This window comes from Acetoanaerobium noterae, from assembly GCF_900168025.1.
GTDB lineage: Bacteria > Bacillota > Clostridia > Peptostreptococcales > Filifactoraceae > Acetoanaerobium > Acetoanaerobium noterae.
Genome location: NZ_FUYN01000004.1, coordinates 215,647 through 240,205 on the forward strand (window position 1 = coordinate 215,647; position 24,559 = coordinate 240,205).

The following is a 24,559-nucleotide window of genomic DNA, read 5'->3' on the forward strand; positions in this document are numbered from 1 at the left end:
ACAAAATTTCAATCTATTAGAGCAATATAAATCGCTCATATCTCATGTATGTTCTGCTATATTTACAATAAAAAAACCAGACCTAAGGCCTGGTTCAACATTATATCTTTACTTAATTTTCATTTACTAATTAATGCTATATCTAAGTAAATTAAATTTAAAACTAGATATGTGTGAATCCTTCCTCCCCGAAAGTATCATGCATGTACAGGCAGGTCTCCTGGCTAAGAATCAACCTCTTTCGTACCTTCCCACTTTTAAAAAAAGCAGTGGCATCAACGAAATCGTCATCTTTTACAGTAGCGGGGGCTGCAGAGGAATACCTCATTTCCCTATTAAGCTATCTAGCACCTGAACATCGTATTATTTTATTTACTCATTTATAATACCATAAAGAAAAACTAGAATCAATCATATAATGAATTTTTATAAGCTTAGATACAAGTTATTGCAATGGATTTGCATTAAACTTCTGCTAAATCGATGCCAAAAATTCTGAAAACCTGTTCTCTTTTGATTCAGCATAATCATATATTACTGGATAAGGAAACACAAATTCGTTTACTAAGCTTAAACCACCTATAGTTTCTAAAACCTTAAATCCAACTTTATACGTTTTAGAATCAAGTGCTGCAAAGACAAGCTCGCTTTCTGTCGTAAAAAAAACAGCCTCTAAATCGTCGCTTATATTATATTCTTCTTCCTTAACATGGTCATTATGAGGCTTAAACTTTGTGTACATATCCCCTTTGTCAAAAGGCACTTTGTATAAAGTAGGATATGCCTTTTTTAAATTATGCACTAGCTCTTCATCTTGAATTTTATAGTGAGCTATATACTCAGGTCTACTTATCTCTTTTCTAACACTTTCACTGTCAACTGGCTGTTTTTCTCCTGCTAATATGGACCTAAGCTTAAATGGATTTTCATCTATTATAGTAAATCCGAGCTTAAGCTTATAGTAGCCTGTAGCATCTTCAATTATCGCATTTGAGTAGTATCTATTATCATTCATTTTGCTAACAGTATTTTTTAAAAGCACGGCTCCCTTTGAGGATACCTCAGGATAAAGAGGTTTTTTTTCAGACGAAAAATATCTTAGAGCTTTGCTATCTTTAGCTACTAGTCTCATAGTCATATAATTAATAAACTCTATAGGCTCCGATATAGCTACGCAGGTTTTGAAAAAAAGTTTTTCTTCGTCCACAGTAGTATCTCTTTTTAATAAATATTCATATTCTAAAAAATCTCCTGGAAAAGACAGCGAGCTTTTAATATTAATTCTTGCATATTCATACAGTAAGTTAAGCGCTTCTTTTTTTGTTATTCTTATTATACTAGAGCCCAGACCACCCATAAGTCTATTTTCTTCAATAAATATATCCTTTAGACTAGCATTACGAAGTCCTACATAATCAGCTATTCCATCTTCTTCAGCATCCAATAAGAAGAATTGATTTAGTGTTTCTTTTTCATCCTGCCATTTTATATGTAACCCAAGACTCCCCATTAGGCGTGACTTGGTTATCTTTGCAAATTCAAATTTCATTGGTTTAGTCCTCCATTTTAAAGGTATACTTAGTATAATAGTTTTTAGTAGTTTTATATACTTTTTGTTTTATACCCATATATCTATTATACTATTAAAAACAGCCAAGTGATTATAATTCTGGAGGTGCTTGCATGAAAAAAATTGCAGCTTTTTTTGATATAGATGGTACTTTTTACAGGGATTCTCTAATGACGGAGCATTTTAAGAAATTGATTAAATACGATATCATAGATCCTCTAATGTGGCATGCTCACGCAAAGGAAGCTTTCAATGACTGGGATAAGCGTCAGGGTAATTATGATGATTATCTTCTTGAGCTAGCTGGAGTTTATATAGATACTCTTACTGGAGTGCCTAGAGAAAGTATTGAGTTTACAAGTCAAAATGTAATAGACCAGAAATCAGAACGAGTATATAGATACACTCGTTCAAGAATAAAGTGGCATAAAGAAAGTGGTCATACCGTAATATTTATTTCCGGAAGCCCTGATTACTTGGTTAAACGAATGGCAAAAAAATACAATGTAACTGAATACAAAGCTACTGAGTATATATTTAAGGATGATATTTTCACTGGCAGAATAGTTCCTATGTGGGACTCAAAAAGCAAAGACAAAGCTATTGATTATTTTGTTGAAAAACATGATTTAGACCTTTCTAAGTCCTATGCTTATGGTGATACTCATGGAGATTTTTCAATGCTAAAGCGCGTAGGCTATCCTATTGCTATAAATCCAGCTAAAGAGCTGCTAAACGATATAAAAAATGATGAAGGCTTAAGAAAAAGAGCTGAAATTATAATTGAAAGAAAGGATGTAATCTATTCTTTCACTCCTGACCAAATTACCACTTTATTATAATTTCTACTTGACTATTAAATATAAATTGTGTACAATTCAATTGTAAACAATTTATATTTAATTTAGGAGGTTATTTATTATGAACATTTATGATTTTACTGCTAAGGATATCGATGGTAATTTAGTTTCTCTTCAAGATTATAAAGGTAAAGTACTTATAGTTGTAAACACGGCTAGCAAATGTGGCTTTACTCCCCAATACGAGGATTTACAAAAGCTATATGATAATTACAAGGACAAAGGGGTAGAGATTTTAGGTTTCCCATGTAATCAATTTATGGATCAAGAACCTGGAACAAACCAAGAAACAAAATCTTTTTGTTCTCTTAACTACGGTGTTAACTTTCCACTATTCGAAAAAACAGATGTAAATGGGAAATTTGCTCATCCATTATTTAAATATTTAGTGTCTGAAGCTCCATTTAAAGGTTTTGATATGTCAAATCCTACAAACAAAATGCTAGATGCTATGCTAAAGGATAAATTCCCTGAATTTGCTGTAGGCGATGCTGTAAAATGGAACTTTACAAAGTTTATCATCGATAAAGAAGGTAATGTAGTTAATAGATTTGAACCTGCTACAGAGCCTATGGATATGGTTTCCACTATAGAAAATTTATTATAATAAAAAAGGAAAATTACTATGAAACCTGAAGATAAATTAAAGCTAGATAATCAACTATGCTTCGCAGTATATGTGGCATCCAAAGAAATAATAAAGCAATACAAACCTTTTCTGGACCCACTAGGATTGACTTACACTCAATATATAACCTTGCTTGCTCTTTGGGAAAAAAGTGATATTTCTGTTAAGGAATTAGGACAAAGATTATTTTTAGATTCTGGTACCTTGACTCCTTTGCTAAAGAAGCTAGAAGCCATGAATTTAATTGAGAGAGTACGCTCAAGTGATGATGAAAGACTAATAATCGTTTCTTTGACAAAAAAAGGGCTGGATTTAAAAAAAGAAGTTATTGATATACCTGATAAAATCATATGCTCAACAAATTTAAATATAGAAAATGCAGTTTCTTTGAAAAAACATCTTGATATATTACTTGACGGTATGTGTAAATAAATATAACTTAAGCTTTGCTATTTTCAAAATATAATTAAGGACTATAAGGAAATAAAATTCGTTTCCCTATAGTCCTTGTTTTGTAATTTAAATCTAAATTTGAAATTTTTTATTAATCCTCTATTCCTCTTCTCGCTGGAATTCCTTTTTCAAAAGGATGCTTGATTGGATTTATTTCTGAAACGTAATCTGCAATCTCAACAATTTCAGCTGGAACATTTCTTCCTGTAAGTACAACTTCCATATGAGGCTTTCTATTTTTTAGCATATTTACTAGCTTATCAACATCTATCAGCTTGTTTTTTATGCTTCCCATAACTTCATCTAAAATCAATAAATCGCAATCACCTGATTCCAATCTATCCTTTACAAACTGCATTGCTTTATCAATATCTTCTTGAAGCTCAAGCTTTTCTTTATCATTTAGAGTCCAAAAAAATCCTCTTGGCCTTTCAAATCTATGAACCTCAAAATTATCAAGCTTTTCTATAACTTTAAGCTCCCCTGTATCAGAAGATTTTAAGAACTGAACCATAACAACTTTGAAATCTCTGCCTGCCGCCCTCATACCTAGTCCAACAGATGCAGTAGTCTTACCTTTTCCATCTCCAGTATAAACGTGAATTAAGCCTTGATTTTTCATTATGTCCTCCTGTTTTGATTATAATTATGTTCTTTTTAAAGAAAATGTATTTAAATAAGTGTAGTCAGATGTTCCAGTTATTACTCCTCTACCCGTGTTTATTATAAAGCATCCATCTATTTTTTCATTATTTAGCAAAGTATTAAAAATATTTGAGCTCTTATAAACTGCTTTTGTTACTAAATCCTGCTTGCTTATAACCTCTGGTAAGCTATAGTCCTCTATATACATAGGAACATCTATATGACAAACTTCTTTTAGTTTAATTTCATAGCTGATTCTAACAACTTCTTTTGTAAGCGAGTTGCATATATATATTTCATCTGGGATATAGGCAATCATATTGTACATATGATCATTTAATTCAAATTTAGATTCAATCTTTCCTCTGTAAATAGGTATTTGGTTTTCAACTACCCCATATAGGCTGAAAAAAGGACATTCATCTAGCGTTATTAAGCTATTGATATAAGCTAAAATCTCTCTTGCTATTTTATTTTTTTCCTTGTAATCATCTTGAATTTCTATTGGAAAAATAAAACTAATTTTATGCTTTTTTCTTTCTAATGTAAAAAAAGAAAATTTTGAGCTGATTTGGTTAAATAGAAACTCCATTATATGCATGCCCTTATAATTAAGTGCAACTATTTCAATTTTTTTGTCTATGAATCTTATTTCTATAGGTGGATTTTTGAAGCCTATCTCATTATATCCAAGATTATCCGCAGAATCCGAGTTAAAAATAAGCATCCCTTTTTTTATATCAAGCTCTTCTAAAAGCAAGCTCTCTAATGACTTATATATGTTAACTCTTTCTAATAACACTGTGATATGATTGTTGTTTTTTAGTTTACATTCCAACACCATAGTCATTCCTACTTTCATCTATAATTTTATAATATAGTATACACTAAGCTCAGATATTTTTGAATATATAATATATACTATATTTAATTAATATATACTATTTATTTTTTATTTTCTTTAAAATTTGTATTTATCCACCTACTACCTCATTGTCTATATGCTTTACTTCCATGTGTGAGTTTTTGAAAGGCTATTTGCATCTATTAAAAAATACTCGTATCTTTTAGCTTTGTCCTTACTCGCCCATGTTGTATCTATATAGTAATTGTCCTCACCTAGCTTAATTTTATTCCAAATGTGTAAATCGTTCCCCGCTTCTCCAATTACATAGCTTACATCAAATCCAGCTTTTTTACTCATCAAATAAAACAACTGAGAATAGCCTGCGCACATGGTTCTTCTTTGCTTTAATGCCTGATATGCAGAATTGTTAACCGTAGAATAATCATAAGTTAAGTTTTCTACTACATAATCATAAATTACTTTTAATTTTTCTCTATCTGTATGTTCTGGTTTTATTATAGTTTTTAGAGCAATATCTATATTGAGATTTACATATTTCAATTCTTCTCCAGTAAGTGCTACTAATCTAGGATCTAAATTTATTCTTCTATATCCAATCTTCTCTCCAGCAATAGACAATGCCTGTGCAACTGATTCTCTTGTTTTTTCCTTCACTCCTAAGGAATAAATTTTTTGAGTAAACGAAGATGCCATAACAAGCGTAAGTCCTAAGAAAAGCATTCCTCTGAGGTTTTTATCTAATTTATTTTTCATACAAAAACTCCTTAAATTCTATGCTTTAACAATTAATCGCTAATTTAATGTTAAATTATGACTTATATTATATCACCTTGGGTTTTTATTTAGGTAAAAAAAGGGTAAAAATATACTATAAAAATTAATACTTGATATAAATTCAATTTTGGTTATAATTAATATCAATTCAATTGTCTTTAGTAAGGGGTGAAAAAGATGGAAGATAGAAGAAAACATAATCGTATACCATTTAAAGTAAGTTTAGTAGTAGATTCCCTTTTCAAACAAAACAATACTAAAATTGAGAATTTGGATGCTGAAATAACTGTTTACGATATATCTCCTAGAGGTGTTGGTTTTTACTCAAAAGCAGATTTGCCTATCGATTTTTATTTCGATGCTGAAATTTCTTTTGATGAAAACAGACATTTTTTGACAGTTCTTCGAATAGTTAGAAAAACAGATTTAGAAGATGGCTATAACTACGGATGTGAGTTTGTAGGATTGGCTGATAATTTAGCACTCATAATAAATGAGTATGCAGAAGTTCAAAAGCAATAGAAGCTTCAAAATTTTGCAATTAAATATTTCTAATGAATCCAAGAAATCTTGTTAGATTCGTAATAACTAAAAAATCTCGATAGCCCTTATTTGGTTATCGAGATTTTTATTGTTTTATATAATAAGGCTTCTAGAACCAACTAGCAATCTATATTGCTTAATTAGGCTAAATTCTTATTTGTAACCTAATACTTTTTATTTAGATGAGCCTTTTCTTGGGTTTGTTCTTTTTTTCCCGCTTTTTCTTGCATTTACAAGTGAAGGCTTAGATTTAGTAGTTTTTCTATATCTTACTTCTTTAGTTTTAACTTTTCCTTCTAATAAGGTTTCTATATTCATTCTCTTTCTTTCATCAGAACTTCTATCATATACTTCAGGAATAGAAATTCCAACTGTTTTTTGAATTTTTTTCATTTGCTCTACTTCTTTATCAGATACAAATGAAACGGCAATCCCTTTTTCTCCTGCTCTACCTGTTCTTCCTACTCTATGAATATAGTATTCTATTTGTCTTGGAATATCGTAATTGAAAACATGAGTTATTCCATCTATATCCATTCCTCTAGCTGAAATATCTGTAGTTACAAGAAAAGGAAATTTCAGTTCTCTAAATCGTTTCATTATATTTTCACGCTTGTTTTGTGAAAAATCTCCATGTAAGATTTCTACATCGTATCTAAGATTTACCATATTGTCATAAAGCTCATTGGCTCTTTCTTTTGATTTACAAAATATCATAGCCATAAACGGTTTAAATTCTTTTAATGCCATTTCTAATGATTGAAGTCTTCTTTCTTCCGTTGTTCTGACTACAACTTGTCTGATATTGTCAATTACTACGCTCTCTGGGTCTATATCTATATTAATAGCATTATTCATTATTTTTCTTGCTAGCTTTCTTATCATATCAGGAATAGTAGCAGAGAAAATCATCTTTTGCATTTTTTCTGGAGTCTTATCAAAAAGTAAATCAAGATCCTCCATAAATCCAAATGCCATCATCTGGTCAGCTTCATCTATTACTACATGCTTTAGATTTTTGAAGTTTATGCTGCCTTCTCTTATGTGATCCAAAATTCTACCTGGCGTACCTACTACAAATTGTGCATTATTTTTTAATTGGTTCTTTTGCTTTTCAACATCATGGCCTCCGTAAACTGATACCACGTCAAAAGCTGAGTCCTTAAGCAATTCTTCAACAACAGTAGTAATCTGAAGTGCTAATTCTCTTGTCGGTGTTAATATAAGTACTTGAGGTGTAGATATATTTTCATCCAGCATCTGAATTAAAGGTAACACAAATGCCAAGGTTTTTCCTGTTCCTGTTTGAGCTTTTCCAATAATATCTTTTCCTTTAAGAATTAGAGGAATAGCCTGCTCTTGAATTTTTGTTGGTTTCGTAATATACATATTTCTCAGTTTATCTATATTATCTGTATTAATACCTAAATCGTAAAATGTTCTCATATTATATTTTTCTCCTTCTATTATCATGACTTTATATTATAACATAAATAAGACTTAAAGGCACTAATAGTTTCCTATTTGTGCCTTTTTATTGTTAATAAAGCAAAGTTAAGTTACCCTAATGGTTATTATATGCCTAATTTTTATTACATTCTTTTTATGATTCTTGAAGATTCTCCATCGATAATAAGTTCTAACCTATCCCCAGTTACAAAAAGCTCTTCACCTGTTAATAAATCAATAAATTTTTTAGAATTTGTCTCGATAATAACTTCCTCTGAAAGCTCCGAGCTGTTTGCAATTACATAGATTTCGTTTTTATCATCAAATCTTCTATACGCTATAGATCTTTTTGAAAGAACCAAATAGCTAACATTGCCTTTTTTTATAACAGGCTCATTTGTTCTAATTTCAAGAATTTTTTTATAATGGTTAAAAACATTAAGATTTTTTCTAGGATTGGTCTTAGCTTCATATTTAAATCCTAGGTGTTCATATGAATCCCATGGATAGGTAGCTCTGTTTTCAGGGTCTTTTCCTCCAGTGAGCCCAACTTCATCTCCGTAATAAATAAGCACAGGGCCTAAAAAAAGTAGCTGCATTGTAACTGCAAGTAAAAATTTCCTTTCACTTCCAAGTTCAGTCATTGCCCTTTGGACATCATGGCTTCCTATCATTTTTAAGGAAGATTTGTAGTATTCCTTAGGATAGTTTTCTTTGAACATAGTACAAATATTATAAAATGTCTGAGCACTTATTTCTCTATTTATAAAATTAAACAAAGTTCTTCTATATGGATAAGCAGTTACAGAATCTAGTGACTCTCCTAACATATACTGCCTTCTTTCTCCATATGATATTTTATTAGTGGCATCTTCCCAAACTTCTCCTAAAAGGACACTATCCTTATCTATTGATTTCATTCTTTTTCTAAGAATCTTAATAAATTCCTCTGGAAGTTCATCTGCTACATCTAGTCTGAAACCCTTAATGCCCATTTTCATCCACTTGGCTACTATTCCTTCTTCACCTGTTATAAACTCAAGATATGAAGGCTCCATTTCATTTACATTTGGCAAATCACCTATCCCCCACCACGAATCATAGCTTTCTGGATGATTTTTAAATTTAAACCAGCTGAAGTATTTTGATTCTTTTGATTGATAGGCTCCTATACTAGAATAATTACCATATTTATTAAAATAAATGCTATCACTACCAGTATGGCTAAATACTCCATCTAAAATAATATACATATTCTTATTTTTAGCTTTTTCTATTAGCTCTTTAAAAATCTCTTCATCACCAAACATTGAATCAATTTTTGAATAATCTGCTGTATCGTATTTGTGGCAGCTTCTTGCTAAAAAAATTGGATTAAGATAAATACAAGTTACACCAAGCTGCTTCAGATAATCTAGCTTATCTATTACTCCTTTTAGATTGCCTCCATAAAAATCCCATCTTAGTATCTCTCCATTTGGCCCTTTTATGTAGGAAGGAGTATCCTCCCAAGATGAATATATATAGCTATTCGGCTTTATATCTAATAGCTGACCGTTTTCATTTCCATTTGCAAATCTATCTACAAAAATCTGATAAACTGTCCCTTCGCTATAAAATTCTGGAACCTTTTCTATTTTCCCATGAACAGTAAGCTGGTATGATGGAGCCTTTTCATCTTCATATAGTAAAGCAAGCCCACCAGTGGCCAAATATTCTGGTGCAAGAAAGTATCTATGGTGGTCTATATAAATTACAAATCTATAAAAATAAAGGCCAATATGTTCAAACTTCCAGCTTATATAATAAAACTCACTGTCATGGTTCATTTCTATGAACATTTTCTTATCTTCATAAAAAAGCTCCATGTCTATTCTATTTATTTTGCTCGAAATTGTAGGTTCAAAGGATATTTTAAAATCTACTTTTGAATTTCTTTCAATTGCACCAAAAGGTTTTTTAAAAGTTTCGTCCCATGAATCAAAATAAAGTCCTATGTCAGAGGCGGGCTTCATATTAATCACTCCCTCCTAGAAATGTTCACCTATTCTAGTGCTCCAAATACCATTAGCATATGAGGTTATTGTTCTATCACTTGTAAATTGACCTGATGAAGCTATGTTATCTACACACATTTTATTCCAGGTATCTTTTTTCTTATAAAGAGAATCTATTTTCTGGTGAGCTAGAGAGTATTCCTTAAAATCTCTTAATACAAAAAAGGAATCATTGTGTGTTATAAGATGGTGATATATATCTAAGCCATCATCCACACTAAAGCCTGGTATAAATCCATTGATTAAATCATCAATAACCCTTCTTAGGGCGTAATCTCTATGATATATATCTACAGATTTATAATCATTGTTCATCTCATGAGATAAAACCTCTTTGGCAGTAAGTCCAAAAATAACTATATTATCATTTCCTACTTCATTAAATATTTCTACATTAGCTCCATCCATAGTTGCTAAAGTAACTGCTCCATTCATCATGAATTTCATATTTCCTGTTCCAGAAGCTTCTTTTGAAGCAGTAGAAATCTGCTCACTTACATCTGCAGCAGGAATTATGCTTTGAGCTAGAGTAACAGAGTAATTCTCCATAAATACTACCTTTAATCTTCCCTTGACTCTAGGATCATTATTAATCATGTTTGCTATAGAGTTTATAAACTTAATAATTTTTTTTGCTAGATAATATCCCGGTGCTGCTTTAGCCCCAAATATAAATGTTCTAGGATGCATGTCAAAGCTAGAATCTTCAATTATTCTATGGTACAGATGAAGTATATGAAGAGCATTCATCAGCTGCCTTTTATATGCATGAAGCCGTTTAACTTGGACATCAAATATCGAGCTTGGATCTACAATTATATCGTTATTTTTAAGAATCACATCCGCTAGCTTAACTTTATTATCATATTTTATCTGCTCTATTTTTGATAAAAAAGCTGAGTTCTCATTATATTCTTTAAGCTTAATCAAATCGGTAGGAACTCTCTTCCATATATCACCTATAGTTTCCGTCACTAGATTGCTAAGATTTGGATTTGCAAGCATAAGCCATCTTCTATGAGTTATCCCATTAGTTTTATTATTAAATCTAGCAGGATACATCTGATAGAAATTATTTAGCTCTCTATTTTTCAAGATTTCAGTATGAAGCTTTGCTACTCCATTTGTACTATGGCTTCCAACTATAGCAAGATTTGCCATTCTAACACTAGAATGAGCTATAATTGCCATAGCGTTAATTTTATCTTGGTTATCTGGGTTTAGTTTTATGAGCTGCTCGCAAAATCTTCTGTTAATTTCTTCTATTATCATATAGATTCTTGGAAGTAAATTCCTCATTAAATCAGATGACCATGTTTCTAAAGCCTCGCTAAGTATTGTGTGATTAGTGTATGACATAGTTAAAGTAGTGATTTCCCATGCTTTATCCCAAGACAAATAATATTCGTCTAAAAGTATGCGCATAAGCTCTGGTATACAAAGAGCAGGATGAGTATCATTTATATGAATAGACACCTTTTCATTAAACTCTTCTATCGGTAAATTTAACTTCTTATATCTTCTTATTATGCTCTGCACTCCAGCTGATACCATAAAGTATTCCTGTTTTAGCCTTAACGTCTTACCTTCTTCGCTAGAATCATCTGGATATAGGACCTGTGATATGGACTCAACAGAGTACTTATAGTCAAGCGCTTTTTTATAATCACCGTGACTAATCTGAGCAAGATCAAAATCGTCTGATGGCATTTCAGCACTAAATAATCTAAGATTATTTACCGTGTTATTATCAAATCCAATAACTGGAGTATCGTATGGAACTGCAAGAACAGGTTCATAATTTTTATGAGTTACTTTGAATTTTCCTTCTTCTTCTTTTATATCAAGCTCACCCTTAAATTTAACAAGAACCGCTTTGTCTGGTTTTCTCACTTCCCATACATTACCTTCTCTAAGCCAATTTTCAGGAACTTCTACTTGATAGCCATCTATAAATTTTTGCTCAAAAAGTCCATACTTATATCTAATTCCACAGCCATGTCCTGGGATTGCTAGAGCAGCCATTGAGTCTAAAAAGCAAGCTGCTAATCTTCCAAGTCCACCATTCCCAAGCCCAGGTTCTGGTTCGTAGCTTTGAATTTCATCTAAATCAAAGCCCATCTCAGAAATCGCATCATCACAGACATCTAATATCCCTAAATTCAATAGATTTGCTTTTAGCATTTTCCCCAGTAAAAACTCTATAGAAAAATAATATACCTGTTTTTCTTTATATTTTTCATAAGTTTTGTTTGTATCAACCCAGCCTCTTGCACAGTAATCTCTTATAAGATTACCTAGTGCTACAAATACCTGCTGTCCAGTAGCATCCGTTATGTCCACTGCAAATAAGCTCAGTATTTTAGCTTCGATATCTTTCTTTACCTGTTCTTTTGTCAAATACATATTCTACTTCTCCTCTAAAACACTATCATATACCCTAAGATATTCCTTAGCTGAGTGCTCCCAGCTAAAATCAGAGTTCATAGCATTTTTAATTAATTGACTCCATACTTTCTTATCTTTATAAACATCCAAGGCATACTCTAATACATGTAGCATCTCATGAGCATTGTAGTTTCTAAAGGAAAACCCATTTCCTTTTACTGTAGTTTTATCATATGGTATTACCGTATCCTTTAGTCCTCCAGTTTCTCTAACCAGTGGCAAAGTGCCATATCTAAGGGCTATAAGCTGACCTATTCCACAAGGCTCAAACTGAGAAGGCATGAGCAGCATATCCGCTCCTGCATAAATCCTCTGAGCAAGTGTATTGTCAAATACCAATTTAGCGCTACATTTTTGAGGGTAAGTCATTGAATAATAATGAAAAACACTATGGTATTTTTCATCTCCTGTACCAAGCAGTACAAATTGAATATCTTTGTCTAGTATCTCTCTCATAACATGAGTAACTAAATCTAGACCTTTTTGAGAAACAAGCCTAGTAACCATACCTATCATCATAACGTCTTTATCCTGAGGAAGTCCTAATATTTTTTGGAGCTTGAGCTTATTTTCAAGTTTTTTCTCAGTAGTGTTGATGTCGTAATTTTCAAATATGTGAGTATCAGTAGTTGGAGAATATATATGGTAATCTATACCGTTTAATATTCCCTCAAGTTTGTTTGATTTTTTATTTAACAGCCCATCTAGTTTTTCTCCAAAATATGGTGTCCTTATCTCATCAGCATAGCTAGGACTAACTGTTGTTATATAATCAGAAAAATTAATTGCGGATTTCATAAAATTTACATCACCGTAGAATTCTAAGCCATCTTCAACCATCATATGTTCTGGAAGTCCAGCCACATCATGTAAAACTTCTTTGGAGAACACCCCCTGATATTGAAGATTGTGTATTGTAAATACAGTTTTGATATTAGTTTTCCCTAGATGCTGGTAATTTTCCATTTTTAAATAAGCAGGAATAAGTGCAGTATGCCAATCATTAAGATGGATGATATCAGGAATAAAATTCATGCGCTTTACAAATTCAACTGTCGCTCTTGAAAAGAAAGAAAATCTTTCAGCATCATCAAAATATCCATAAGCATTTTCTCTTTTAAAGTAATACTCATTGTCTACAAAATAAAAATCTAAGCCTTCAAATTCTAAATGCTGTACTCCACAGTACTGATTTCTCCAGCCAACTGGAACTGAAAAAACATCTACTTGCTCCATCTTATCTTTATAAAATTCTGGTATTTGTAAATATTTAGGAAGCATAATTCTCACATCTACTCCTAGGCTTTTCAAAGCCTTTGGAAGTGCAAAAGCCACATCTCCCAGCCCCCCAGTTTTTATAAAGGGATAGCTCTCTGCACTTACAAACAAAACTTTCATAATCGTCCTCCTCTATATTAAATAGTTCTATTTTTATCAATCACCAGTGGTACTTTTTTATCCCCTTTTAGTTCTTTATTTTCTGATATTACAACACCTTTGTCTAAAATCACATTTTGTAGATTTGCATTTGATTTTATCAGTCCATTTTGCATTATAATTGAGTTTTCAATTTTTGCACCTTTCTCCACATGAACTCTTCTAAAAATTACAGAATTTTTTATTTCTCCTTCAATTATGCATCCATTTGCAATAAGAGAATTATCAATTTTAGCATCTTTAGAATAGAAGGTTGGCGACTCATCTTTCACTTTAGTGTAGATTTTTCTTTCAGAGTAAAATATTTCCTCAGATATTTCTGTATTTAAAAAATCCATATTTGCTTCAAAATATTTTTCTATGCTGTTTATACATTTTACATAGCCCTTATGATTATATGCAGTAATTTTAAGCGTATTTATACATTGATTTATTGCATCATTAAGATAAAAATTCTCCCCCTTTGCTATGGAATCCATAATAATATCTAAAAGTAATTCTTTTTTCATAAGGTAAACTTCCATAGAAACATCAGCAGATTTTCTGTGACCCATATTTACTCCTACAGACACTACCCTACCTGTCTTTCCAAGGTTTAATAAATAACATCTTTCGAAATCTGTATCAGCATTATGGACACTAGTATAGGCTATGCTTATATCTGCTCCATCCTTAATATGATTTTGATACATAGCCCTAAAATCGATATTTGCAATCATATAGCTACATGAAATCAAAACATACTCTTGTTTGCTCAGTCTAATATAATCTAAATTCGAATAGAAGTTATGAATGTCTCCTCTTGGCACACTAGATGTCAAAGGATTAAAATTCGGTGAAAAAATAAAAAGTCCATCGATTTTTCTATCTAAATCCCAAGCTTTTCCGTTATTTGTGTGATCCAACAAGGATCTATGATTATAATCAGTGAATATCCCAACATTTTGAATACCCGCATTTACCATGTTAGAAAGTACGAAATCTATAACTCTATATCTTCCTGCTATAGGAATAGATGCTATGGGTCTGTCATTTACCAGTTTTTTTATATTGTACTCATTTTCACTAAGATTGATAATTCCTTGGCAATTCTTAAGCATTTATAGCACCTTCTTCCTCAAAGCTAAGTGATAGGTCGTCCTTTGGTTTTTGCTTGTCTTCTCTAGCAGGACTAATTACAGTTCCTTGCTCAATAAGTGAAATTTCACCCGATTCGTCATAAACCTTTGTTCCAGATTTTATTACTGCACCTTCGCCTATTATTGCTCTTTCTATATATACATTGTCCTCAATTACAACATTTGGCATAATTACAGAATCTTTTATCACAGAACCTCTTCCCACTTTTACACCATAAAATAATACGCTATGGTTTACTTCTCCGCAAACTATGCATCCCTCTACTACCAAGGAGTAATTGACTTTTCCTCCATGGCAAATATACTGAGGAGGCATAATAGGGTTTACTGAGTAAATTTTCCATTTGTTATCATGTAGATGTAGAGGGTTATTAGGGTCAATAAGATCCATATTTGCTTCCCATAAGCTTTCTACAGTTCCAACATCTTTCCAGTAGCCTTTGAATCTATATGCAAATAAGTCTATTCCGTCCTTTAGCATTTTTGGTATTATGTCTTTTCCAAAATCATCAGCACTTTTGTCCTTTTCTCCATCAGTGAGATAGTTTTTTAATATCTTCCAATCAAAAATATAAACGCCCATTGATGCTAAATTTGATTTTGGCTTTTTAGGCTTCTCTTCAAATTCATATATCCTGTCATCTGGAGTCGTATTCATAATTCCAAAGCGCTTTGCTTCTTCTATAGTTACCTCAAGCACAGCAATTGTTGCCTTTGATTTTTTTTCTTTATGGTACTCAAGCATCCTGTTATAGTCCATTTTATAGATGTGATCCCCTGATAAAATAAGTACATATTCAGGATCGTACTGCTCAATAAAATTAATATTTTGATAAATCGCATGAGCAGTCCCTCTATACCAGCTTCCCTCAGTTTCATTCATATATGGAGGCAAAATAGAAACTCCTCCAGTTTTTCTATCCAAATCCCAAGGGCTGCCTATTCCAATATGAGTGTTTAGTATTAGGGGTCTATATTGTGTTAATACTCCAACTGTATCTATTCCTGAATTTGAGCAGTTACTAAGCGGAAAATCAATTATTCTATATTTCCCTCCAAATGGAACCGCAGGCTTTGCCAGTTTTTTTGTAAATATACCTAGCCTGCTTCCTTGCCCTCCTGCTAATATCATTGCAATCATTTCTTTTTTAAACATAAAATGCACCCCTTTTTATTGGATAATCTACACTGGTATAGTTAGTAGTTATTTAAAGCTTTTAGTTATATACCCACTCTTAAGAAGATAATAGTTTTTTTATTATAATTTTTTGTAAAAAAATAGACCAAATCCTTGAGGTGTGAGATTTGGTCTATTTTTTAAGTTATGGGTAAACCACGTATAAGGGTGAGCTTACATAGTGGTATACAGCTTTTTGATTGTACTTTGAACTGCATTTGAAAGCTTAATTTCATTTTCTTGCGCAGAAGGTATATTTGTTTCACTAAAAATTAAGTTGATGTATTCACCATCATAATCAACTGCATCTATAAAATTATAATCTTCTAAAGCATCCTTAAAAAAGTTTTCAACTGCAAAGTAATTGTAATTATCTCCATCGAACTGACATGTATATTTTAATATCATGATATCCTCCTTAAAATCTAAAAACTGATAATTCTAAATATAAAATAAATTTAATTGAATTAAAAAAGCCCCACCTCTAAAAAAGAGACGGAGCACCGCGTTACCACTCTAATTGACGAAAAATAAAAATCATTCTTCGTCCACTCAATACATTTAACGCATGTAGACGTACTGCACTACTATCCCGGGGTTCGCACAGTCTCCTCCTTGGTCCTCTTCATCATCCATAGACTATCGATCTCACACCTACATCGACTCGCTGAAGCCATCTGAAAAACTACTCTCCAAATCATTGGATTTATTATCGGATTGTAAATCCCATTATATTAAAATAATTTGACTATGTCAACTTAATAAATAAATTTTTATAAAAATGTTTTATAAGAGATTTTATAAGCTAACACCATAATTACTTTGCATAGGATTTAATAACTTCAATAACTGTTTCAACGGCCTTGTACATATCTTCTACAACAATTGCTTCATATCTTCCATGATAGTTAAATCCACCAGTGAAAATATTTGGAGTAGGCAGACCCATAAATGAAAGTCTAGCTCCATCAGTACCGCCTCTAATTGCTTTTATATTCGGCTTAACTCCAATTTTCTCCATAGCTGCAACAACTGAATCTACAACATGCATAACAGGTAGAATTTTTTCTTTCATATTGTAATATGAGTCTTTTATTTCTACTACAGCAGTATCTTCCCCATATTTTTTATTTATAAATTCACAGGCAGTTTGTAGAAATTCCTTTTTCTGAGTAAACTTTGCCATGTCATGATCTCTAATAATATATCCAAGAGTAGTTTTTTCTATATCTCCATGAATTTCATCAAGCATAGTAAAACCTTCATAGCCTTCTGTGAACTCTGGTCTTTCAAATGCAGGAAGCAAGCTTTGAAGTTCCATTGCAATTAGAACTGAATTCTTCATCTTATGCTTAGCAGAGCCTGGATGAATGTTTACCCCTTTTACTACAACTGTAGCTGATGCAGCATTAAAGTTTTCATACTCGATTTCACCTAAAAAGGAACCGTCTAGTGTATAAGCAAAATCTGCTCCGAACTTCTCAACATCAAATTTATCCGCTCCTCTTCCGATTTCTTCGTCAGGAGTGAATGCGATTTTTATATCTCCATGTTTTTCCTCTGGGTGATTAATGAAATATTCAATAACAGACATAATTTCTGCAATACCAGCTTTATCATCAGCTCCAAGTAAAGTGGTTCCATCTGTAGTTATCAAAGTCTTACCTTTAAAATCCTTTAGGTATGAAAAATCTGAAACCTTCATAACTATATTCTTATCTTTATTTAGAACTATATCTTCTCCGTCATAGTTTTCAACAATTTGTGGCTTAACATTTTCCCCTGGCATGTCAGGACTTGTATCTAAATGCGCAATAAGTCCGATTTTCGGAGCATTGTCTACATTTCCTTTTAGCGTAGCCATTACATAACAATTTTCATCTACATGAGCATCTGTTATTCCAAGTGCTTTAAGCTCATCAACTAATAAATTTGCTAAATCAAATTGAATCTTAGTGCTTGGGATAGATTCTGAAGCGTCATCAGATTTAGTATTGATTTTTACATATCTAAGTAATCTTTGTTCAACTTTTTCCATTTCATAACCTCCTATACAATATACATAAAATTATAACTAAAGGGATTATAAGTCATAAACTTAATAATCCCTTAAATTTATATTCTAGATAAATGCCTGAAGATATAGCATAATAGCTGCAAATACAGCAATAATACCCATCAATGGCATAATGAACTTAAGCCATTTGTCATATGTTACATCAACCATAGATAGAGTTACTAGAATTAATCCTGTTGGTGTAATAAATGCCATTAGCCCTTGACCATATTGGTAAGCACTTACGATTACTTCTCTTGGTATACCTACTGTATCTGCAAGAGGAGCCATGATTGGCATAGAAAGTACTGCTAGTCCTGAAGATGAAGGTATAAAGAATCCAAGCACTAAGAATACTACAAGCATTATAAGTGCAAATATTCCACCATTCATACCGCCAACGACATTTGTTGCTCCATTTAGTATAGAGTCAGAAATTAGTCCGTTGTCCATAATTATATTAACAGCTCTTGCAACTCCTATTGTAAGTCCAACTCCTACAAGCTCAGATGCACCAGTAACAAACTCTGATACAGCTCTCTTTTCTCCAAGTCCTGAAAGGAAGCAAATGATGATACCAACAACAAAGAATAGCGCTGTCATTTCTAGGAACCACCAGCCTTGAGTTGATACTCCCCAAATCATAACTGCAAATGAAAGTGCAAATATTGAAAGCATCAGCTTACGTTTTACTGTAAACTCTGGCACTTCTTTATTTTCATGTAAAAATCTCTTCTCTAGGTCAGCTTTCTGAGAGAAAATAAGAGATTTTGAAGGGTCTTTCTTAACCTTTTCAGCATATTTAATAATATATGCTATTGTGATAATAGTAGCTATAACAAGTCCAGCTCCTCTAAATGCTATACCATTCATAAATGAAATACCTGCAGCATTAGAAGCTATAACTGATGAAAATGGATTTACAGTAGAGAACATTGTACCTATAGAAGAACCCATATATAAAGCCGCTATACATACTATTGCATCGTATCCTGCCACCATAAATACAGGAACTAGTATTGGATATAAGGCAATCGTTTCCTCAGCAAGTCCAAACGTAGTACCTCCAAGTGCTATCAAGAAAGTAACTATAATAATAAGTAGATATTCTTTTCCCTTTGTTAATCTAGAAAGACTAGCAAATCCAGCATCGAAAGCCCCACTGTTATTTAAAATTCCAATGATTCCTCCGATAATAAGTACAAAAATCATAATGTCTATTGTTTCATAAACACCTTCAATAGGTGCCTTTATAAGCTCCATAATCCCTTGAGGATTGCTCTCTAATTCCTGATAAGTGTTAGGAATAGCAACTGGTTTATAAATACTTCCATCTGTGAATTTTTCTACATCAACTTGAACTCCAAGCTGATCTAATGTGCTTTGAGTAGCTTCAAGCTCCTGTGTTTCTCCATCTGGAGTAGTCACTACAAATGCTTGAACTGACTCATCAAATAATAGCGTTGAATACTTTCCTGCTGGCACAACGTGAGTAAGTGCTGCAGCTAAAATTAATACAATAAATAATACCGTGTAGGCAGTAGGGAAACTAAGTTTCTTCTTTGTCTCAGTACTTGACATAAATATTTCCTCCTTGTATAAATTGTTATTACAGAAATTATTTATTTGATTTATACAATTTAGTCTTAATCATAATTAATAGTTTCAAAAATTAATAATTTCAAAAATATTATTTACTGCATTAACTGCTTTAAATATAGATTTTACTTCTAAAACTATAATTATTTACTATATGTATAAATAAGTTAAAAAATTGAAATTTTTTGAACATTTAATAATTTCTATATGTATAACAATTTTATATCAAAATCTTAAAATATTCAGTCGCCTAGGTAACATTATACCATCAATAAAAGTTAACAAAATTTAATAATATAATTATATTGGAATATTTGTAAGCGATTTAAGTGCCTCTATATCATTGATTATTATTTCTTTCCCGCTAATAGTTATATAGGCTTTTTCCTTGAATTTATTCATTATTTTTGTCACTGTTGCTCTATTTAATCCTATTCTGTTTGCAATTTCTTCATGAGTTAGTACTATACTTATATGTTTTTTCATATCCATATTTATATCTTCAGTATAATAAAGCCTGATTAAAAAATCTGCTAGCTTACCTTCAGAATCATTAAATTTAAAATTGCTTATTTCCATCATAATCATCCTATTTTTTATTACCATGCTCTGAAGAAAGCACCTAAAGAGCTTTGGATTTGACTCAAGTATAATATCAATTTCATTTTTACTTATCATTTTTATTGCAGAGTTTTGAAGAGCCTTATAAATAACAGACGTTCTTTTTTCATCAAAGAAATCCTCTTCTCCAAATATACTCCCTTTTGTTATTCTAAAAAAAATTATTTCATTTCCGTCTTTAGAATACATTAACTGATTGACTTCTCCTTCTAAAACTAGAAAAATATAATTTGAGCTATCTGGATTTATAATTTCACCCTTTTTAATCTCGCACGTCATTCCACAGTCACTTAGTGCTTCCAAAAAACAATTATCTAATTCCTTTTGTGATTTATGGTCAAATATATCTTTATACATTATCAATAGCACCTTTCTTAGTAAATCATTTAAGTAGCTTCAGCAGTAATGATTTTTTTATATTAACAGCATCAGCTGGGCATACTTCATGACAGCAAAAACAGCTTATGCAATCTTTTAGGTTTACAACTGGCTTATTTTCCACCATCGATATAACATTTGCCGGACAATTTCTTTTACAATGTCCACAAGATATGCATTTACTATGTACAAATTCTGGTTTGGCTTTTAATTTCTTTATTATAATTTCTTTTAGCTTTGCAGGTGTTTTTTTAGGAAGAAATGTTAAGTCTACAGAATCTGGCAATTTAAATGGCGCAATATTTAAAGCTTTATAATCAAGCCCCTCTACTACTATTTCATTTTTATTAAAAATGTTTCTAGATTCTGCAAGATAAAGTGTAGGAACTAGCTTGAATGCAATAGATACTAAATCACAAGCTATAAAATCTGCTTCATAAGCATTATCTGCACCAATAAGTACTCCAAGATTTCTTTTTATGCCATTAGATGGTCCATTTCCCTCCATAGCCTCTATCCCGTCAATAATAGAATAGTCTGGCTTTATATATCTTTCAATATCGATAAGGTGATGAGCAAAGTTCTCTTCATTCATAAGCTTAAAATGATACTCAGCCTTAATTAGTCCTGGTATGACTCCAAAAAGATTCTTTACAGCTCCTGTGAAGGTCATCATACCATGAGTTTTTAGTTTAGCTGCTGAAATTACAAAGTCTGCATTTTTTACTACATCAATAACATTAAAGGTTTTTAATCTCATTGAATCACTAGGACTCACTTCTGAAAAGCTTACGTTATAATTTAAAGTTGCACCACTATTTTGAGCTGCTTTTACCATTCCTGAAGCTTCATAAATCCCTTCTAGAGATGTTTTCGTAAATGGTCCCGCAGGTGAATCAGCTATAATTACTTCACAATTGTATTTAACAAAATAGTTTGCTAGACATTCAATGATTATAGGATGAGTAGTGACTGCCTGCTCAGGTTTTTTCTTCATGAGCAAATTAGTTTTTATGACTACCTTTGCTCCATCGAACAGTTTTTTTGATAATAGGCTATTATCTAGCATTGAATTTATGCTAGTTTGTATCATATCAATATTATTATAAGACTCAATCTTAGTAAGTTGTACTTTACCCATAATACCCTCCACATATCTAAAAAGAAAAATCTCCTACTGCTAAGCTAATGCAACAAGAGATTTTTCAATTAATTAAATTTTAAAGATTTTCATTTTATTATTTAAGTTTTCTGTTGTTATAAGTAGTTCATCAGCATCATTTCCAACAATTTCACTGTTTTGTGTTACACTTTGGGCATTAGATGAAAGATTTTCAGCTGTTGCTAATATCTCTTCAGAAGCTGCAGATTGCTGCTCAGTAATTGCTGCAACAGAAGCTGCAACATCATCAACTTCTTTTATTTTCTCAATCATTTCATTTACAAGGACATTACTTTGATTTACTTGATTATATATTTTATCAAAAGTTTCACTTGCTGTCTCTACTAAATTTGAACTCTGCTTGATATTTTCAGAGCTTTTTTGAGTATTTTCAACAGTATCGTCCACCAAACTTTTTATATTACTGGTTAAATCAGCAATTCCTCTAACCGAATTTTCACTTGTTTCAGCTAATTTTCTAATTTCATCTGCTACTACTGCAAATCCCCTTCCTGCTTCTCCAGCTCTTGCAGCTTCAATTGCGGCATTAAGGGCTAAAAGATTCGTTTGATTTGCAATTTCTCCTATTAAGTTAACAATATCGTTTATCTTAAATGTAGATTCCCCAACTAGCTTAACTGTACCTTCCAATTCTTCAATCGAAGATTCTACACCCTTTATTGCAGTATTTACTTCAATCATATCGAGCTTTCCCTTTTCAGAAATACTTACTGTATCTAACATTTTTTCCTTAGCCAACTCACCTTTTTTACCTGTATCAGAAACAAACTCTGATAGTGATGAAGCATTTTCAGCAACCTCACCTACAGCTCTTGCTAATTCCTCAACAGTTAAATTTAGTTCTGACATAGAAGTTGACTGAGTCTGAGCGGAATCATATAGTTCAGATGCTATATTTTTACTATTAATAGATTGATTTTCAAGCCTCATAGACATATCTTTGACCTGTGATATCATATCTCTCATAGTAGCAATAAAAGTTTTCATACTTTTTCCTACCTTAGCAATTTCATCATTTCCTTTTACATCGATTTCTACTGTAAAATCACCTTGAGTAATTTTTTCAATGGTCTCATTTAAAGTTTTTACTGGTTTGATTATATGATGAACTACTCTTTCTATCAAAACTATAAGTATAATCATCGCAATTACAAATATAGTTAGTAGGAGCTGCCTTAAATTATTTAAGCCTCCTAGAATTTCATCCTGAGATACGTATGATACAATTTGCCATGGAGTATTATCTATAGAGTCTAGAGCAACAGAATAATATCCTTCAGATGTCTTAACTTCATATATTTCTTCCTTATTTAAATCTATACTTTTAGCTATTTCTGAAATTAAAACATTTTCATTATTTGAATCAAATTTAGTGTTTAATACCTTCTCATCATCAATAGCTAGTATTGTTAAATCTTGCTTATCTATTAAAAAGGTCTTGCCTGTATTTAAAATTTTCTTTGTACTTATCATTTCAGATATATTGTCTAGTAAAACATCAGCTCCTGCCACCCTAGTACTACTATCTATAGGATTCAATTTAGCTGAAGCCGTCACCACATAGTTTCCTGTGTCAGCATCTAAATAAGCTGCCCCAAATTTAAAGCTTTCATTATTAACTCCATCTATAAACCAATCTCTTTCCTTAACAATATAATCTGCTGCTGGAACAAATCCAGAAGGATCATAAAAAGCCTGAGAATCATGACCTATGTATACTCCATTTGGATAGCTATCATTATAATTCATATTACTTGCTAGATAGCTCATCAGCTCATCTTCTGTCATCTCTACATTATCTAAGGTATTTTTTAGTTGATTAAGTGACGATAATATAGTTTCTGACCAGGTTTCTACTTCATGTGAATTTGAAGCAGTAGCAGATTGTACTAAAGCATTCGCATATCCAACTATTATTTTCTTTGTATTGAAATACATTGTGAATACTAAAGATGCTATAGTTATAATTACTAGTGGAATTATAATAGCTATTAGCTTTGCTTTCATACTAAAAAGCTTTTTGTTGTCTTTTACTAATTCTTGATTTGAAACCATGATTTTGCCCCCTCATTAAAATTTAAATATGATAATTAAATTGATATATAAAATTATTAACAATACAGTAACATTTACTATTATATCAAATTTAATTGCAATAAAGTAAAATTTTTTAACAAATTATCGTTTAATAAGTATTTTATTTTTCAAATTCCCCATAAGTTATTGATAAATTTTTTTCTACTTAATATTGCGCATGTCTTCTATTTCTTATCTCTTAATAGTAATTTACTTAATTCCGCCTATTTTTTTGCATTAAAAAACCACAGAAATCATATTCTGTGGTTAGTCAATTGGCTACGTCCTACTCTCCCGGGACCCTGCGGTCCGAGTACCATCGGCGATGAAGAGCTTAACTGCTGTGTTCGGGATGGGAACAGGTGTATCCTCTTCTCTATAATAGCCATATTGTTAATGTTTGCACACTAAAAACTGCATATCATAATCCTAAGTTAGGTCAAGTCCTCGACCTATTAGTACTCTTAAGCTGAATGCATTACTGCACTTACACCTAGAGCCTATCAACCAGGTAGTCTTCCTGGGGTCTTACCCTTGCGGAGGGAAATCTTATCTTGAGGTTGGCTTCGTGCTTAGATGCCTTCAGCACTTATCCATT

At 31.8% G+C, this 24,559-nt stretch carries 20 protein-coding genes, 2 rRNA genes, 1 riboswitch and 1 other annotated feature; of the genes, 4 read left to right on the plus strand and 18 right to left on the minus strand.

Annotated elements, in window-relative coordinates; genetic code table 11:
• Nucleotides 1-193: 193 nt before the first annotated feature.
• Nucleotides 194-370: riboswitch (cobalamin riboswitch) on the minus strand.
• A 105-nt stretch (nt 371-475) separates the two neighbouring features.
• Complete coding sequence (locus tag B5X47_RS09540) at nt 476-1,549, minus strand: hypothetical protein (RefSeq protein WP_079589921.1); 1,074 nt, start codon at nt 1,547-1,549, stop codon at nt 476-478.
• A 134-nt stretch (nt 1,550-1,683) separates the two neighbouring features.
• On the opposite strand from B5X47_RS09540, the gene B5X47_RS09545 reads away from it, so the two are divergent.
• The 3 genes from B5X47_RS09545 (at nt 1,684) to B5X47_RS09555 (ending at nt 3,490) form a co-directional block, all read left to right on the plus strand.
• A complete protein-coding gene (locus B5X47_RS09545) occupies nt 1,684-2,412 on the plus strand; it encodes an HAD family hydrolase (protein WP_013361195.1) in 729 nt (242 codons plus the stop codon).
• A 79-nt stretch (nt 2,413-2,491) separates the two neighbouring features.
• Complete coding sequence (locus B5X47_RS09550) at nt 2,492-3,037, plus strand: glutathione peroxidase (protein ID WP_013361194.1); 546 nt, start codon at nt 2,492-2,494, stop codon at nt 3,035-3,037.
• Nucleotides 3,038-3,055: 18 nt separating this feature from the next.
• Nucleotides 3,056-3,490, plus strand: coding sequence for a MarR family winged helix-turn-helix transcriptional regulator (locus B5X47_RS09555; protein ID WP_013361193.1), 435 nt, complete (start codon nt 3,056-3,058; stop codon nt 3,488-3,490).
• Between the two features lie 112 nt (nt 3,491-3,602).
• On the opposite strand, the gene B5X47_RS09560 is transcribed toward B5X47_RS09555, so the two are convergent.
• From B5X47_RS09560 to B5X47_RS09570, 3 genes are all read right to left on the minus strand, one after another.
• Nucleotides 3,603-4,133, minus strand: a complete 531-nt coding sequence (locus B5X47_RS09560; protein WP_079589923.1) for a cob(I)yrinic acid a,c-diamide adenosyltransferase — start codon at nt 4,131-4,133, stop codon at nt 3,603-3,605.
• 24 nt (nt 4,134-4,157) lie between these two features.
• Complete coding sequence (locus B5X47_RS09565; RefSeq protein ID WP_143215801.1) at nt 4,158-5,018, minus strand: hypothetical protein; 861 nt, start codon at nt 5,016-5,018, stop codon at nt 4,158-4,160.
• A gap of 144 nt (nt 5,019-5,162) precedes the next feature.
• Nucleotides 5,163-5,777 (minus strand): transglutaminase domain-containing protein, encoded by a 615-nt coding sequence (locus B5X47_RS09570; protein WP_079589926.1) that lies wholly within the window; start codon nt 5,775-5,777, stop codon nt 5,163-5,165.
• Between the two features lie 198 nt (nt 5,778-5,975).
• On the opposite strand from B5X47_RS09570, the gene B5X47_RS09575 reads away from it, so the two are divergent.
• Nucleotides 5,976-6,320, plus strand: a complete 345-nt coding sequence (locus B5X47_RS09575) for a PilZ domain-containing protein (RefSeq protein ID WP_079589927.1) — start codon at nt 5,976-5,978, stop codon at nt 6,318-6,320.
• Nucleotides 6,321-6,515: 195 nt separating this feature from the next.
• Here B5X47_RS09575 and B5X47_RS09580 read toward each other — a convergent pair whose 3' ends face one another.
• From B5X47_RS09580 to B5X47_RS09645, 14 genes are all read right to left on the minus strand, one after another.
• Nucleotides 6,516-7,787: a DEAD/DEAH box helicase gene (locus tag B5X47_RS09580; RefSeq protein ID WP_079589929.1), complete on the minus strand. Its 1,272-nt coding sequence runs from the start codon at nt 7,785-7,787 to the stop codon at nt 6,516-6,518.
• Nucleotides 7,788-7,933: 146 nt separating this feature from the next.
• On the minus strand, nt 7,934-9,805 hold the full coding sequence (locus B5X47_RS09585) for a glycoside hydrolase family 13 protein (protein ID WP_079589930.1): 1,872 nt from the start codon (nt 9,803-9,805) through the stop codon (nt 7,934-7,936).
• 15 nt (nt 9,806-9,820) lie between these two features.
• Complete coding sequence (locus B5X47_RS09590; RefSeq protein ID WP_079589932.1) at nt 9,821-12,253, minus strand: glycogen/starch/alpha-glucan phosphorylase; 2,433 nt, start codon at nt 12,251-12,253, stop codon at nt 9,821-9,823.
• Nucleotides 12,254-12,256: 3 nt separating this feature from the next.
• Nucleotides 12,257-13,693, minus strand: coding sequence for a glycogen synthase GlgA (glgA, locus tag B5X47_RS09595; protein WP_143215802.1), 1,437 nt, complete (start codon nt 13,691-13,693; stop codon nt 12,257-12,259).
• A gap of 17 nt (nt 13,694-13,710) precedes the next feature.
• Complete coding sequence (glgD, locus tag B5X47_RS09600; RefSeq protein ID WP_079589935.1) at nt 13,711-14,832, minus strand: glucose-1-phosphate adenylyltransferase subunit GlgD; 1,122 nt, start codon at nt 14,830-14,832, stop codon at nt 13,711-13,713.
• On the minus strand, nt 14,825-16,027 hold the full coding sequence (locus B5X47_RS09605; protein ID WP_079589936.1) for a glucose-1-phosphate adenylyltransferase: 1,203 nt from the start codon (nt 16,025-16,027) through the stop codon (nt 14,825-14,827). Before B5X47_RS09605 ends, glgD begins: the two co-directional genes overlap by 8 nt.
• A 195-nt stretch (nt 16,028-16,222) precedes the next feature.
• Entirely contained in the window at nt 16,223-16,456 is a 234-nt protein-coding gene (locus tag B5X47_RS09610) for a hypothetical protein (RefSeq protein WP_079589938.1), read from the minus strand.
• 80 nt (nt 16,457-16,536) lie between these two features.
• Nucleotides 16,537-16,758 (minus strand) — a binding site (T-box leader).
• Nucleotides 16,759-16,865: 107 nt separating this feature from the next.
• Nucleotides 16,866-18,086 (minus strand): peptidase T, encoded by a 1,221-nt coding sequence (pepT, locus tag B5X47_RS09615; RefSeq protein ID WP_079589939.1) that lies wholly within the window; start codon nt 18,084-18,086, stop codon nt 16,866-16,868.
• A gap of 84 nt (nt 18,087-18,170) precedes the next feature.
• Nucleotides 18,171-19,685, minus strand: a complete 1,515-nt coding sequence (locus tag B5X47_RS09620) for a YfcC family protein (protein ID WP_079589941.1) — start codon at nt 19,683-19,685, stop codon at nt 18,171-18,173.
• A 318-nt stretch (nt 19,686-20,003) separates the two neighbouring features.
• Entirely contained in the window at nt 20,004-20,681 is a 678-nt protein-coding gene (locus B5X47_RS09625; RefSeq protein WP_079589942.1) for a Crp/Fnr family transcriptional regulator, read from the minus strand.
• A gap of 25 nt (nt 20,682-20,706) precedes the next feature.
• A complete protein-coding gene (locus tag B5X47_RS09630; protein WP_079589944.1) occupies nt 20,707-21,843 on the minus strand; it encodes a DUF362 domain-containing protein in 1,137 nt (378 codons plus the stop codon).
• A 72-nt stretch (nt 21,844-21,915) separates the two neighbouring features.
• Nucleotides 21,916-23,940: a methyl-accepting chemotaxis protein gene (locus tag B5X47_RS09635; RefSeq protein WP_079589945.1), complete on the minus strand. Its 2,025-nt coding sequence runs from the start codon at nt 23,938-23,940 to the stop codon at nt 21,916-21,918.
• Nucleotides 23,941-24,234: 294 nt separating this feature from the next.
• Nucleotides 24,235-24,351 (minus strand): 5S ribosomal RNA (gene rrf / locus B5X47_RS09640).
• 45 nt (nt 24,352-24,396) lie between these two features.
• Nucleotides 24,397-24,559 (minus strand): 23S ribosomal RNA (locus B5X47_RS09645); the annotation flags it as partial.